The sequence below is a fragment of the Streptomyces sp. NPDC058257 genome, from assembly GCF_042881845.1.
In the GTDB taxonomy this organism is placed as follows: domain Bacteria; phylum Actinomycetota; class Actinomycetes; order Streptomycetales; family Streptomycetaceae; genus Streptomyces.
Genome location: NZ_JBHVXJ010000002.1, coordinates 528,248 through 541,436, shown reverse-complemented (window position 1 = coordinate 541,436; position 13,189 = coordinate 528,248). Strand labels below are relative to the sequence as shown.

Genomic DNA, 13,189 nt, shown 5'->3' with positions numbered 1-13,189 from the left:
GGCTTCGGGCCTGGTTTACGGGCGGGTGCCGGTGCGGGCAGCGGGCGGGCGCCATGTGGTGGCGATCGTCTTCGCTTCGTGTCCCCATCCGGCGGGCAGCGTCTGAAGGCTCACGCGGCGGAAGGAGAAGCGGAGGTCACCAACGTCGATCCGTCCGCCGTGGCGGTCGGTGTGGTCCAGCAGTCGGTGGGCTTCGTCGCGTACGGCCGGGGTGTGCTCGCTCCAGTCGCCGGAGGTGAACCGTTCCACCCGCCGGTGCAGGTCGTCCAGGACGCCGGAGCGCCATTTGAAGTGATGGACGCAGGCCAGTGCCTCGGGGTCGGGCTTGTGGCCGGGGGCCCGATGGTTCCCAGAGGCCACCGTGACGCCGGACCGTACGAGGACGATCTTGCGGGGGTCACCCCGTAGGAGGCGGTGCGTGAGATGTCCACCGAGCGGGAAGGCCCAGTCCAGGCCAGTTACCGGGCTCCAATGGGCGAGACGGCCGTCTGCGGCGACGCGGTCGAGCATGAGCCCGCCGACCACCCGGTGCCCGCCCGCCTCGGAGGTGGCGATCACCTCGTCCAGCGGGGCGGGGTAGGTCTGGAGTTCGTCGGCATCGGCGAGCAGGTGCCAGCCGGTCCCGGCCTCCTCGCGTAGGGCGTCGCGGAGTTCGCTGTTGGTGTGCTCGTGCCACGGGCCGGTGCTGACGGCGGCCGGGGTGATGTCGAGCTCGTGGCTGGCCGCGACGAGCTGGTGGCGCCAGGCGTCGGGGACATGGTCGGGGAAGTGGAAGGCGACGTGGAACCGTTCGATGCCGAGCCCGCGGTAGTGGGTGGCCCAGGCGGCTAACAGGGCGGGTTCGACGGGGCCGATCACGGCGATCAGCGCCGGCTTCGTGGGCATCAGTACTCCTTGGCCAGCAGGCGGGCGTACGTGTCGGTGAGGAAAGCGGCTTGCTTGTCCGCCGGGGGCAGGCCCACCGTGTCGGCCGCGTCGGTGCCGGGCGGATTCGGCGGGTCGGCGGTGAGACGATCCAGGGTGTCTGCGAGGCCGTCTGGGTCCTCGGCGGGGAAGACCCGGGCCCAGTCCTGGCCGGTCAGGCGGGCGGTGAGGTCGGGGTCGTGGTCGGACACGATCAGCGGAACGCCGTGTCGGACAGTGCCCATTACCAGCCCGGACTCCTTACCGACCTCTCGGTGGCGGGCGACCAGGGCTGCGTCGGCGGCGCCGTAGACGATCCGCAGCACTTTCTCGCTGACCGGGCCGGGGACGGTGTGGAGGCGGACCTGCGGCAGGTCCCGCCACCGTGCCAGCACCGCCTCGTCGAGCGGGTGGCCGCAGGCCACCAGGTGCAGCGGCTCCTTGAGCTGGGTGAGGGCGGCGTCGATGACGTCGATGTCCTTGTGCGGCCACCAGCCGCCGACCAGGCACACCGCACGCCCGCCGGCCGGGATGTCGAAGGCCGCACGGGCTCCTTTCCGCTCCGCCTCGCTCAGGCGTCTGCCGTCGTCGACGGCGAAGGTGCGGACCTCGCCGGGCAGGCGGGGGAAGGCCGGGGCGAGCTGGTCACGCACGGCGGCCGTCGGGTACAGCGCCAGCACCCGCTTCTCCCCGGGGCGGGCGAGCCGTCCGAGCAGCCGTACGGCCGCGTCCTCGGTGGTGACGCCTTCGTGGACGAACCGCAGGTGGGGCAGCCCGCCGAGTAGGGCGGCGGCGCCGTGCAGGGCCTCGCTCGCGCTGAGCACCACCACCGCGCCCGGGGCCGGAGCGATATGCCGGGCGGTCCGCAGACACGCGGCCTCGATGAGGCAGCGGGCGAGGAGGGTGATCTGGTGCGGGGCCCGCCGCAGGCCGGTGGGCCAGCGGCGGGAGGCGAAGACCCGCCGACCGGCCGCCGAGAGGACCGCCGCGGTGTTCGCGGCGACGAACAGCACCCGGGCCGCCGGGCCGACCGGCCCGGCGACGAGGGCCCCCGCCGCACGCAGGGCCGTGTCCGCTTCGGCCCCGACGCCGTACGGGGCGACCACCACGGTGCCGGGGCCAGCCTGGGCGATCGCGACCAGAGCGTGCTGGTGGTGGCCGCCGAGCCGGTGGGCGTACGGCTCGATCAGCACCAGCGGCCCGGTCATCCGGCAACCGCCTGCTCGCCGTGCGCGGCGCTGAAGCGTTCCAGCAGCCAGGCCGGATCGTTCAGCCTCTCGAACCGCCCCGGATCGCGGGCAGCCTCGCCCGCGAACGCGACGCCCTCGCGGGCACCGGCGGCGGCGTACTCGGCGAACTCGCCCTGCTCGCCGGACGTCCAGGCGGTGATCCGCTCGCGGCTCTCCATGTCGTCCATGCCGTACTCACTGCCACGTGCGAGCATCGAGCACTCCCGAAAACCCGCTTTCCACGCGTGGTACGGGCTCTGGTTGATCCGCGTCGTGCCGGCCACGGTCTTCGAGAACTCGATCCGGCCCGGGAGCGCGGCCAGTACATCGATGGCCTCGCCGAGCTCCCGCAGCGCCGAGCGGCGGACCAGCTTGAGCCCGCCGTAGCCGTAGACCAGGCCGTTGAGCGGGTTGACTGCTCGCCAGACCCGCAGCGATACGCCTTCGCTCAGCGGCTCGATGTCCCCGACGGCGAATTCCGTGTCGATCACGAAGTCCCCGTCCGCCAGCAGGAACTGCTCGGCGTCGACGACCTCGGCGGCGAGCCGGTAGGCGCGGCGCATCCCGTGGACTCCGTGCAGCCGCTTGACCTTCAACCCCAGCACCCGCTGGAGGCGGGCGTGCAGCTTGTCCGCCAACGGCTCGTCGTACGACAGCATCACCGCATCGAACCCGGTCACGAGATCGCCTCCAAGTAGCGGGCGGCCACCAGGGCAGGGGTGAAGTCAGCGGTGGAGGCGTGCGCCCGCTTGGCGTGCACCGCGTAGAACTCGGCGTCGGTCGCCAGCCGCTCGGCCAAGGCGACGGCCTCGGCGTCCGCGTCGAACAGCAGCTCGGCGTCGACGTGCTCGGCGAGCCAGCCCAGGCGTGGGGCGATGACGGGCAAGCCCATGCCCTGGCAGTCGATCACGCTCATCGACCACGGGCAGCCCACGCGGAACGGGGCGATGCCGAAGTGCGCGCCGGCCAGCAGGTCCCTGTAGCGCACGCGGTCGCCGCGGTCAGAGACCACCTCCACCCCGTCCAGGGCGGCGAGTTCGGCACGGTGCCGCTCTGGGCTGGAGTCCAGGCGGGTGCGGTCGGTGCGGCGGTTCCCGAACAGGTCCATGACCCGCAGCTGGACCGAAGGCCCGGTCATCTGCCGGGCGACGTCGACGAAGCGGGCGGTGCCGTAGTGCGCGTACAGCCGGTGGTTGTAGACGCCGATGGCCCCGTGGCCGTTCGGGGCGGTGGCGTCGGCGGGGTCGCGGACCAGGCGTTCGTCTCGCGGTGCGGGGACCACCCGCAGCTTCTCGCCCAGGTCCAGGGCCATCCGGGAGGCCGCCGCGGTGGTCCAGGAGGCGGCGGTGGAGGAGTGGACCAGGACGCGGTCGCAGGCGGCGAGACCGGCGGCGAAGGCCAGCAGCACGCTGCGGCCGAGCCCCGCGTCGTCCAGCGCGGGGTCTACACGCATCTGCTGGTCGGCGGTGAAAGAGAACGGCAGGTAGTGGCAGTACCCCGCGAGGAACGCGTTGGAGCCTGCTTCTAGCAGGGCGGTGCGGACCGCAGGAGCGGCCTCGATCTGGTTGGCGACCACGGTGTCCGGGCGGACCTCGCGGATCAGCTCGCCCAACTGGTCCAGGTCGGGGGCGAAGCGGGCCCGGTACTTCGTGCCCGGCACGGCCGTGCGCTGGAAGTCGGCCCGCCCGTCACCCGCCGGGGCCGGGGCGGCGACGGTGACCTCGGCTCCGGCATCCGCCAGGGCTGGGGCGAGCAGGTCGGCGAAGATCCAGCCAGAATCGGCGGCCAGCCGGTCGGGGTTGGAGATGTTGAGCAGGTAAAGCACACGCTGACTCATCGTCTTTCGTCTCCTTCTGCCCGGGGCCCGCAGGGTCGGGACGGGCCGGTTGAGGGAAGGAAAACGGCAGCGGGGACGGTGACGGAATGATGAACTGCACTCACGTACCGCTCATTCATCATCACCGTGAAGACCGGTCAGGTCGGAGGGCGCCGAGGTGGACAGGCAGGCGGACGAGCCGCAGGAGCCGACCAGTGAGGCGGAGGCGTTCGCCGCCGAAGTCTCGTACTGGCGCGAGGTGAGGGGCCTGGCGAAGCGCACCCTGGCCATGCAGATGGGCTTTGATCCCTCCTACGTCAGTCACATCGAGTCCGGCCGAGCGAAGCCGACCGAGGAGTTCGCCCGCCTCGCCGACGAGACGATGAACGCGGGCAAGGCGATCTGGAATCGGTGGTGCGACTACGAAACGGCCAGGACCCGGACCAGACGCCCCAGCGCCCCGCCGGCTCCGCGTCGGGCCGAGCAGCCGTACGCCACCGGCTCCGCTCTGGTCGTCGAGCACGACCAGGCCCGCCTGGACTACGACGGGGCCAGCTACCGACTCACGATGCGGCGCCGACTGCGGAACACCGGCACCGAACCCGTTACCCGCTACCTGATCCGCATCAGTGTCGACCGATACCCCGGCGAGCCGGAACGCTCGAACGCCCACTACCGCGAACATCCCCTGACCTGGGACGAACTCGCCCTGACCGCTACATGCCGGGGCGAGGCGATGCGCTGGGACGCCAAGCACGACCGGGACGCGTTCAAGGAGATCTGGCTGGTCTTCGAGAACACCCAGGGCCGCTTCCCCCTCTACCCCGGCGAGTCGGTGTGGATCGAGTACGCGTACTCGGTGGGCGACGAGAAGTGGGGACGGTGGTTCCAGCGCGCGGTCCGTCTGCCCACCGAACACCTCGAAGTCCAACTCGCCTTTCCCGTCGCGCTGGACCCGGTGGTGTGGGGCACGGAGACGTCCATGACCGCCGAGGCCGCCCCGTTGCGGACCGCGCCCGCCCGCGCGGAGGAGAACGGGATGCGGGTCTTCACCTGGACGACGGCCACCCCGGCCCTGCACGCCCGATACCGTCTTGAGTGGAGGTTCCGGGCGAGGCCCGAACTCAACACGACCCCCGGGGAGTCCAGGTGACCGAGGTGCAGCAGCCCAGCCAGCGGATGCGCGAGATCGGCGTCGTCCAGTACGGCGCCCCCGTTCTTGCCGAGGTCGCCCGGCCCTTCGACCTGCCCGCCGAGCGCGAGGACGCCGAGCTGACGGTGGAGATGCTGTTCTCCTCGATGGAGCGCATCGGACAGGTCCACCCCTTCGCCAAGGGCATGGGGCTAGCGGCCCCGCAGATCGGCATCGGCCGGGCCGCAGCCGCCGTCCAGCCGCCCGAACGCGACAGTCCCGCGATCGTGCTGCTGAACCCCCGGATCACCGCATCCTCTAAGGACGCCGACGAGCAGTACGAGGGGTGCCTGTCCTTCTTCGACGTCCGCGGCATGGTCCCCCGCCCCCTGGTGATCACGGTGGAGACCACCGCGCTCGACGGCACCGCGGTCACCACGGTGTACGAACGCGGACTCGCCCGGCTCGTCGCCCACGAAATCGACCACCTCGACGGACTGCTCTACACCGCCCGCATGCGGGCTGGTGTGGAGCCAATCTCAGTCGAGGAGTACCGCGAGACCGGCCGTACCTGGGCCTACGAGAGGTAGGCCGCCAGATGCCTACGGAAGACTGGTGCCGCGGCATTAACTGCGGGTACAGAAATCGGCCGTGCTGACGCCAACGACGCTACTTGTTGGCCTCTACCGGCGCTTTGCTTACGCAAGGGAAACAGATCTGAGCGTGCATCGCCTGTCTGGCAGGGTCGGGAGGGGCTTTGTTGAGCCCAGCGATTTTCTGGAGCAATGTCTTTTGGACCTGTGCTGACATGTCAGCACGGGAGCCTGATCGAGGCGGATGGAGCAGGATGCAGGAGGATGGAAACAGGGTTTAATGTCCGATTCTCCGGCGTTTCCGCAGGTCAGGAAGGTAACGATTTCGGGTTCGAATCTCCTAGGCTCCACTTCATGAATGCCCCCTGCACTGTGTTTCCGCAGTTCAGGGGGCATTTTCTGTGCTCAGCAGTCAGTTCTCCTCCGACCCGCCGGAGCCGCCCCCGCCGGAGCCGCCCAGGCCGACGTCCTGGCCGATGCCTGGCTTCCGTCCTGGACCGAGAACAGGGCGCTCTGATGAAACGCCGTAGGGCGGGACCACCCTCTGAGGTGGTCCCGCCCTACGGCGTTGTTCGTTCCTCGGCCCGGCGCAGCTCAGCTCAGCGCAGGTCGTCGCGCTGTGCGGCCTCCGACTCGGCCTGCTTGGCCTGGACCTCGGGGTCCAGGGAGGTCTGACCGCTGCCGTCGACCGAGGTCAGCGGCGTGCTGTCGGGGACCTCCGTCGCGGCCGGCGGCTCGACGAGCCAGTCCGGGTTGGCCTGCTTGTCCCACCACTTCCAGGCAGCGACCGCACCACCCGCCAGGACGCCGAGGACGATGAGGCCCTTGGCCACGCGCCCGGCGCGAGCACGGCGGTTGTGCTTACGGGTCAGCCGCTGGATCTCCTTGGGAGAGACCTCACCGCGCAGGGCGGACAGCGCCGCGGACCCGCGGGACGCCGCCTCGTCGCGGACGGGGGCGGTCGCGGCAACGGCGTGCTCGATGCGCGGCTTCGAGTAGTCGGCGGCCTGCTGAGCGGCCTTGCGGGTCTGCCCGGCAGCCTTGCGGGTGCGGACGGCGGCTTCGTGCGCGGCGTGGTCGACCTTCGGCGGCACATGCGTACGGGCCTGCTCGATGCGCGGGCCGACGTGAGCGCCGTACTGGACACGGGCTTGCTCGGCGGCCTGCGACACCTTGGGCGCGAGACGTACGCGGGTTTCGTGCGCGTATTGGACGGCCTGTTCCTTGGCCGTGCCGGCGTAGGGGGCCACCGCCTCCGCGGCATGCCGCACGCTGTCCCTCGCGGAACCGGTCGCGGCGCGCACGCTGTCGATGCGGGTCACGGGATCCTCCTCCTCGGTGGCTTATAGGTATGTCACCTTTCCACCCTTTCAAGGATCATGCCTTTCGGATGGCTCCGAGGCATGAAAGGGCGGGCATCCGGGTGCGATCAATTTGATCAAATCGGTACAAGGAGAGTTCTTCGCCGACAATGCCACGGATCGTCCCGGCGCGCGCCCAATCGGTGGCTACTCGTCCCAATCGGGTCCGTGGGAGTATCAGGGCGTCACAGAGGACAACGGAAGGCGGACCGTGGCCGAGCAGCTTTACGCCACCCTGAAGACCAACCGCGGCGACATCGAGGTGCTGCTGCACCCGAATCACACGCCGAAGACGGTCAAGAACTTCGTCGAGCTCGCCCAGGGCGAGCGCGAGTGGGTCAACCCGGAGACCGGCAAGAAGACCACGGGCAGGCTCTACGACGGCACGGTCTTCCACCGCGTCATCAGCGGCTTCATGATCCAGGGCGGCGACCCGCTGGGCAACGGCACGGGCGGCCCGGGCTACGAGTTCGAGGACGAGTTCCACCCCGACCTCGCCTTCGACAGGCCCTACCTGCTCGCCATGGCCAACGCGGGTCCGGGCACCAACGGCTCCCAGTTCTTCCTGACGGTCTCCTCGACCGCCTGGCTCACCCGCAAGCACACCATCTTCGGTGAGGTCATCGACAAGGCGAGCCAGAAGGTCGTCGACGAGATCGCGGCCACGCAGACCAACCCGCGCACCGACCGCCCGTTGAACGACGTGGTCATCGAGTCCGTCGTCATCGAGACCCGCGGCGCCTGACACCGGCGCATCCCGCTGACACCGGCGCACCCCGCGAGGGAACCAAACCGCCCCGCCCATCCGTAAGGAAGGGCGGGGCGGCGCGTTCGCACGTGTGGGCGCAGCTGTGCCTTTGTACGGATATTGAGGGGACCCCATGGACCAGGCACCAGGCAGCCCGCAGGGGCCACAGGACGCATCGCACCTGCCCCGCTGCTATCGGCATCCGGACCGCGAGACCGGCATCAGCTGCACCCGCTGCGAGCGCCCCATCTGCCCGGAGTGCATGATCAGCGCCTCGGTCGGCTTCCACTGCCCCGAGTGTGTGCGCGAAGGCTCGGGCACGGGGCACGCGCCCGCGGCCAACCAGCCGCGCACCATCGCGGGCGGCTCGATCGCCGCCGATCCGCGCCTGATCACCAAGATCCTGATCGCGATCAACGTTCTTGTGTTCATCGCGATCCAGGTGAACGAGCGACTCGTCGGCGATCTCGTCCTGCTCGGCGAATGGCCGCCGTATCCGTACGCGCCGACCGAGGGCGTCGCCGAGGGCCAGTGGTACCGCCTGGTCACGTCCATGTTCGCGCACCAGGAGATCTGGCACATCGCGTTCAACATGCTGGGCCTGTGGTGGCTCGGCGGCCCTCTGGAGGCCGCGCTCGGCCGCGCCCGTTACATCGCGCTCTACCTGCTCTCCGGCCTGGCGGGCGGAGCGCTCACCTATGTCCTTGTCGACGCGAGTGACGCCTCGCTCGGGGCATCCGGAGCGATCTTCGGCCTGCTCGGCGCCACCGCGGTCCTGATGCGGCGCCTGAACTACGACATGCGCCCGGTCATCGCGCTGCTCGCGCTGAACATGCTCTTCACCTTCACCTGGAGCGGTATCGCCTGGCAGGCGCATGTCGGCGGTCTGGTCGCCGGTGTGGCGATCGCGTACGGGATGGTGCACGCGCCCCGCGAGCGGCGATCGCTCGTGCAGTGGGGGACCTGTGCCGTGGTGCTGGTCGTGGTCCTGGCGACCGTGGTCATCAGGACCGCTCAGCTCGGCTGAAACCGGCAATCGGGGCCGGGACGCCGCCCGCAGCTCCATGTTGTCCACAGCGTGTGCCGGATCTTGTGCATGTTGTGGGGAACAGCTGTGCCCCTTGTCACTGACCTGGGTTTCCCCAGGAAGGACAAGGGGCCAGTGGTGGCTCGGATGACGATCGACCAGTCATACCGGCGTCAACGTCACGAGGGTTATCCACAGATCGTCTTTCTTTTCCCCAGTTTGGTCCCCAGTGTGGATAGCGCTGTGGATAACTCAGGGCAAGGCTTGCTCTCGCCGCTCTGAAGAGCGCGTTCGCAGCCGGTGGAACGGCGCTACTTCCACTGCGTGGAGACGCCGAACCCTGCGGCGATGAAGCCGAAGCCGACCACGATGTTCCAGTTGCCCAGCGGGTCGATCGGCAGTTTGCCGTCGGTGACGTAGAAGAGGACGATCCAGGCGAGCCCGATGAGGAACATCGCTAGCATCACCGGAGCCACCCAGCTACGGCTGGTCAGCTTGATGTTCGTCGCCTTCTTCGCGGGCGGCGTGTAATCGTCGGCCTTCTTGCGGATCCGTGACTTCGGCACGAGGGTCTCTCCTGTCGATACGGGGAGCTGAGCCCTCCCCCGGGCGTCCGTTAGCGTAGTGCTTCCGCGGCGCTGAAGGAGATAAGGGTACGTTGAGCAATCTTGCCGACTCCCCCGCAGGTCCGGGTCGCCGCTCTCGCTGGCGGCCGGTCCGGTTCCTCACGGCCGCCGTTTTCGCGCTCGCGGGCCTCATCTTCTTCACCAGCTTCAACACGGCCAAGGGTACGAACATCCGCACCGACGCCTCTCTGCTGAAGCTCTCCGACCTCATCGAGGAGCGCAGCCACAAGAACGGCAAGCTCGACGAGTCCAACGGCTCGCTGCGCGACGACGTCGAGTCCCTGGCCGAGCGCGACAACGGCGGTACGAAGGCCGACGACGCGCGGCTCAAGGCCCTGGAGGAGAACGCGGGCACCAAGAAGCTCGGCGGTGAGGCCGTCTCCGTCACCCTCGCCGACGCCCCGCCGAACGCCACCGCGAAGCTCCCCGGCTACCCCGAGCCCCAGCCCAACGACCTGGTCATCCACCAGCAGGACCTCCAGGCCGTGGTCAACGCGCTCTGGCAGGGCGGCGCCAAGGGCATCAAGGTCATGGACCAGCGGCTCATCTCCACCAGCGCCGTCCGCTGCGTGGGAAACACCTTGATCCTCCAGGGGCGCGTCTACTCGCCGCCGTACAAGGTGACGGCGGTCGGCGACCCGGAGAAGCTCAAGACGGCGCTCGCCGCGTCTCCGCAGATCCAGAACTACATGCTGTACGTCAACGCGTACGGCCTCGGCTGGAAAGTCGATGACGACGGGGCGATGACTCTTCCCGGCTACTCGGGCACAGTGGATCTCCACTACGCGAAGCCCGTGGAGTAAGCCGCTGGGGGAGCCTGTGTCGGTGCGAGTGCTCGTCAGGACGTTCAGCGAACTGTGCATCACCGTCGGCACGTTGATCGTGCTTTTCGTGGTGTACGTCCTGTTCTGGACCGGCGTGAAGGCCGACAACGCCATGGACAGCCAGATCGACCGGCTGCAGGACCGGTGGGCGCGGGGTTCGGTGCCCGCGCGCGTGGATGACGAGCCTTCGGAGGCGTCGTCGCCGAAGAAGCCCGGCCCCTACGAGGACGGCAAGCCCTTCGCCGTCATGTACATCCCGCGGTTCGGTTTCACGTGGAACAAGCCGGTGCTCCAGGGCACAGGGACCGACATCCTTAAGAAGGGGCTCGGTCACTACGGGGACACCGCGCAACTCGGCCAGCGGGGCAACTTCTCCGTGGCCGGCCATCGCCGCACGTACGGAGACCCGTTCAAGGACTTCCCGAAGCTGCGTCCGAACGACCCCGTGGTCCTGACCGACGGCGCCACGTGGTTCACGTACCGCATCGACAAGAGGCCCTACAAGACGCTGCCCGGCGACATCGGCGTCATCGACGCGGTTCCGCGCAAGTCCGGATTCGACGGTCCGGGCCGTTACCTCACCCTTACAACCTGTGAGCCAGAGTGGGGCCACAGCCACCGGTTGATCGTCTGGGCGCACCTCGATGCGACCCAGCCCGTCGAGGCCGGGAAACCGGAGGCACTGCGCCGTTAGTCTGGTGCCGTACGGCTACGGAAGGGACGGCATGTACGGCTGGATCTGGCGGCATCTGCCGGGAAACGCATGGGTGCGGGCGCTGCTCTCACTGATGCTCGTCTTCGCTGCGGTCTACGTGCTCTTCCAGTACGTCTTCCCCTGGGCCGAGCCGCTGCTTCCCTTCAACGACGTGACGGTGGACGGTCAGTGAGCCCTGTGAGCCCAGTGCGCCCGGTGAGGACCGAAGGCCGTCCCAGCCGCATCCTCGTGGTCGACAACTACGACAGCTTTGTCTTCAACCTCGTCCAGTACCTCTACCAGCTGGGTGCCGAGTGCGAGGTCGTGCGCAACGACGAGGTCGAGCTGCGTCACGCGCAGGACGGCTTCGACGGTGTCCTGCTGTCGCCGGGACCGGGCACGCCCGAGCAGGCCGGCGTCTGCGTGGACATGGTGCGGCACTGCGCCGACACCGGTGTGCCCGTCTTCGGTGTCTGCCTCGGCATGCAGTCGATGGCGGTGGCGTACGGCGGCGTGGTGGACCGCGCGCCGGAGTTGCTGCACGGCAAGACGTCCCCGGTGACGCACGGGGGCAAGGGTGTCTTCGCCGGGCTGCCGTCGCCGTTCACCGCGACGCGCTATCACTCGCTCGCAGCCGAGCCGACCACGGTTCCGGCCGAGCTGGAGGTGACCGCGCGCACGGAGGACGGCATCATCATGGGCCTGCGCCACCGTGAGCTGCCGGTCGAGGGCGTGCAGTTCCACCCCGAGTCGGTGCTTACCGAGCACGGTCACCGCATGCTCGCCAACTGGCTTGTCGAGTGCGGGGACGAGGGGGCGGTCGGTCGGTCGAGCGGTCTTGCCCCGGTGGTGGGCAGGGCCACGGCGTGACCGCGCTGCGCCCCGAGCGCGACTCCTCAGGACTTCCGTACGACGAGCAGTACGCGTCGCACGGGGAGTCCGGGGCGTTTGAGGAGCCCGGGGCGTTCGAGGCGGCCGTCGACCACCTCGCCGATCCGCTGACCGATCCACTGCCGGGTCAGCACCCTTCGCCGTGGTTCCGCAGCGGGCCCGCCGAGCCCGAGCCGCGGCCTGAGCCTGAGCCGCGTCGGGAAGCGCGTCGGGAACCGCGGTCTGAGGAGCAGGAGTGGTACGACCCCGAGGGGTATGCCCGTGACTGGCAGGGCGGGGTGCGGGAGCCGACGTACGAAGAGCTGTACGGCGCGTACGCCCCCCAGCGGTCGACGCCCGCGTACGAACCGGAACCGATACCCGAGGCCCCGCAGCCGCAAGCCCAACAGCCCCAGCCGCCGGTCGACGACGAGACGGTAGGGCTGAGGACGGCGGACACGCGCCGAATAGTCGAAGCCGCAGCCGCAGCCGCGGTCGACCCGGAGCCGGTCACCGAAGGGCCGCCGGAAGGCGAGGGCCGGGCCGCCCGCCGCAAGGCCGCCAAGAAGGGCGCCTCTCGCGCCGCCCCGCGTTCTTCCGCGGAGTCCACCCCGCGTTCTTCCGCGGAGTCCGCGGCCCCTCTCTCGCGTGTGGAGGCCCGTCGCGCCGAGCGCGCCCGCAGGCCCTCCGCCGGCGCTGTGGTGAGCCGGGGGATCGGCGAGGTGTTCATCACCGTGGGCGTCCTGATGCTTCTCTTCGTCACGTACCAGCTGTGGTGGACGAACATCCGCGCCCACCAGCAGGCCGACGGCGCCGCGAGCGACCTTCAGGAGTCGTGGGCGAAGGGCAAGGGCAAGCCGGGCGTCTTCGCGCCGGGCCAGGGCTTCGCGCTCCTGCACATCCCCCGCCTCGACGTGGTCGTGCCGATCGCCGAGGGCATCGACAAGTCGAAGGTCCTGGACCGCGGCATGGTCGGCCACTACAACGAGGGCGCCACCAAGACGCCCATGCCGGAAGCCAAGAAGGGCAACTTCGCGGTCGCCGGGCATCGCAACACCCATGGCGAGCCGTTCCGGTACATCAATCAGCTCGAACCGGGCGACCCCATCGTCGTGGAGACGCAGGACAAGTACTTCGTCTACAAGATGGCGAGCATCCTGCCGCAGACCCAGCCCAGCAACACCTCGGTGATCGGTCCTGTCCCTCCTGGGTCGGGCTTCACCAAAGAGGGCCGGTACATCACACTGACCACCTGTACCCCGGAATTCACGAGTAAGTATCGAATGATCGTCTGGGGCAAGATGGTCGAGGAACGGCCGCGCGGCAAGGGAAAGCCGAGCGCGCTCGTCAACTAGCACGGTGAGAA

The 13,189-nt window shown here is 69.3% G+C and carries 15 protein-coding genes; 9 read left to right on the top strand and 6 right to left on the bottom strand.

Translation table 11 applies throughout. The annotated features are described in order from the left end of the window. Window positions 1-15: 15 nt before the first annotated feature. Genes ACFVXC_RS07830 through ACFVXC_RS07815 form a run of 4 tightly spaced genes read right to left on the bottom strand, consistent with a single transcriptional unit; the run spans window position 16 to window position 3,969 of the window. Complete coding sequence (locus ACFVXC_RS07830) at window positions 16-885, bottom strand: hypothetical protein (RefSeq protein ID WP_389902576.1); 870 nt, start codon at window positions 883-885, stop codon at window positions 16-18. Next, entirely contained in the window at window positions 885-2,111 is a 1,227-nt protein-coding gene (locus tag ACFVXC_RS07825) for a hypothetical protein (protein ID WP_389902575.1), read from the bottom strand. Before ACFVXC_RS07825 ends, ACFVXC_RS07830 begins: the two co-directional genes overlap by 1 nt. Then, window positions 2,108-2,812, bottom strand: a complete 705-nt coding sequence (locus ACFVXC_RS07820) for a hypothetical protein (RefSeq protein WP_389902572.1) — start codon at window positions 2,810-2,812, stop codon at window positions 2,108-2,110. The genes ACFVXC_RS07825 and ACFVXC_RS07820 overlap by 4 nt, the downstream gene beginning before the upstream one ends. After that, window positions 2,809-3,969, bottom strand: a complete 1,161-nt coding sequence (locus tag ACFVXC_RS07815) for a glycosyltransferase (protein WP_389902569.1) — start codon at window positions 3,967-3,969, stop codon at window positions 2,809-2,811. Before ACFVXC_RS07815 ends, ACFVXC_RS07820 begins: the two co-directional genes overlap by 4 nt. A gap of 157 nt (window positions 3,970-4,126) precedes the next feature. On the opposite strand from ACFVXC_RS07815, the gene ACFVXC_RS07810 reads away from it, so the two are divergent. Together ACFVXC_RS07810 and ACFVXC_RS07805 are read left to right on the top strand one after the other, a co-directional pair. Next, complete coding sequence (locus ACFVXC_RS07810; protein WP_389902566.1) at window positions 4,127-5,101, top strand: helix-turn-helix domain-containing protein; 975 nt, start codon at window positions 4,127-4,129, stop codon at window positions 5,099-5,101. Continuing rightward, window positions 5,098-5,670, top strand: a complete 573-nt coding sequence (locus ACFVXC_RS07805; RefSeq protein ID WP_389902563.1) for a peptide deformylase — start codon at window positions 5,098-5,100, stop codon at window positions 5,668-5,670. The genes ACFVXC_RS07810 and ACFVXC_RS07805 overlap by 4 nt, the downstream gene beginning before the upstream one ends. Before the next feature lie 602 nt (window positions 5,671-6,272). On the opposite strand, the gene ACFVXC_RS07800 is transcribed toward ACFVXC_RS07805, so the two are convergent. Beyond that, the gene (locus ACFVXC_RS07800) at window positions 6,273-6,995 is read right to left on the bottom strand and encodes a DUF5324 family protein (RefSeq protein ID WP_389902561.1); all 723 of its coding nucleotides are present in this window, start codon (window positions 6,993-6,995) and stop codon (window positions 6,273-6,275) included. 250 nt (window positions 6,996-7,245) lie between these two features. On the opposite strand from ACFVXC_RS07800, the gene ACFVXC_RS07795 reads away from it, so the two are divergent. Both ACFVXC_RS07795 and ACFVXC_RS07790 read left to right on the top strand, forming a co-directional pair. Further along, entirely contained in the window at window positions 7,246-7,779 is a 534-nt protein-coding gene (locus tag ACFVXC_RS07795) for a peptidylprolyl isomerase (protein WP_389902558.1), read from the top strand. 136 nt (window positions 7,780-7,915) lie between these two features. Continuing rightward, entirely contained in the window at window positions 7,916-8,809 is an 894-nt protein-coding gene (locus ACFVXC_RS07790) for a rhomboid family intramembrane serine protease (protein WP_389902556.1), read from the top strand. Between the two features lie 311 nt (window positions 8,810-9,120). On the opposite strand, the gene crgA is transcribed toward ACFVXC_RS07790, so the two are convergent. Continuing rightward, window positions 9,121-9,375: a cell division protein CrgA gene (gene crgA, locus ACFVXC_RS07785; protein ID WP_389902554.1), complete on the bottom strand. Its 255-nt coding sequence runs from the start codon at window positions 9,373-9,375 to the stop codon at window positions 9,121-9,123. 92 nt (window positions 9,376-9,467) lie between these two features. On the opposite strand from crgA, the gene ACFVXC_RS07780 reads away from it, so the two are divergent. The 5 genes from ACFVXC_RS07780 to ACFVXC_RS07760 are packed head-to-tail and all read left to right on the top strand — an operon-like array spanning window position 9,468 to window position 13,178. After that, window positions 9,468-10,238: a DUF881 domain-containing protein gene (locus ACFVXC_RS07780; RefSeq protein ID WP_389902551.1), complete on the top strand. Its 771-nt coding sequence runs from the start codon at window positions 9,468-9,470 to the stop codon at window positions 10,236-10,238. A gap of 22 nt (window positions 10,239-10,260) precedes the next feature. After that, window positions 10,261-10,953 (top strand): class E sortase, encoded by a 693-nt coding sequence (locus ACFVXC_RS07775; protein ID WP_389902549.1) that lies wholly within the window; start codon window positions 10,261-10,263, stop codon window positions 10,951-10,953. A 31-nt stretch (window positions 10,954-10,984) separates the two neighbouring features. Then, window positions 10,985-11,146, top strand: coding sequence for a hypothetical protein (locus ACFVXC_RS07770; protein ID WP_361466628.1), 162 nt, complete (start codon window positions 10,985-10,987; stop codon window positions 11,144-11,146). Between the two features lie 23 nt (window positions 11,147-11,169). Further along, window positions 11,170-11,823: an aminodeoxychorismate/anthranilate synthase component II gene (locus ACFVXC_RS07765; protein ID WP_389902546.1), complete on the top strand. Its 654-nt coding sequence runs from the start codon at window positions 11,170-11,172 to the stop codon at window positions 11,821-11,823. After that, window positions 11,820-13,178, top strand: coding sequence for a class E sortase (locus tag ACFVXC_RS07760; RefSeq protein ID WP_389902544.1), 1,359 nt, complete (start codon window positions 11,820-11,822; stop codon window positions 13,176-13,178). The genes ACFVXC_RS07765 and ACFVXC_RS07760 overlap by 4 nt, the downstream gene beginning before the upstream one ends. The last annotated feature ends 11 nt before the right edge of the window (window positions 13,179-13,189 follow it).

Excerpts from the sequence above, each read along its gene's own strand:
- ACFVXC_RS07770 (WP_361466628.1), top strand. The coding sequence starts at position 10,985 with ATGTACGGCTGGATCTGGCGGCATCTGCCGGGAAACGCATGGGTGCGG.
- ACFVXC_RS07790 (WP_389902556.1), top strand. The coding sequence starts at position 7,916 with ATGGACCAGGCACCAGGCAGCCCGCAGGGGCCACAGGACGCATCGCAC.
- ACFVXC_RS07815 (WP_389902569.1), bottom strand. The coding sequence starts at position 3,969 with ATGAGTCAGCGTGTGCTTTACCTGCTCAACATCTCCAACCCCGACCGG.
- ACFVXC_RS07825 (WP_389902575.1), bottom strand. The coding sequence starts at position 2,111 with ATGACCGGGCCGCTGGTGCTGATCGAGCCGTACGCCCACCGGCTCGGC.
- ACFVXC_RS07830 (WP_389902576.1), bottom strand. The coding sequence starts at position 885 with ATGCCCACGAAGCCGGCGCTGATCGCCGTGATCGGCCCCGTCGAACCC.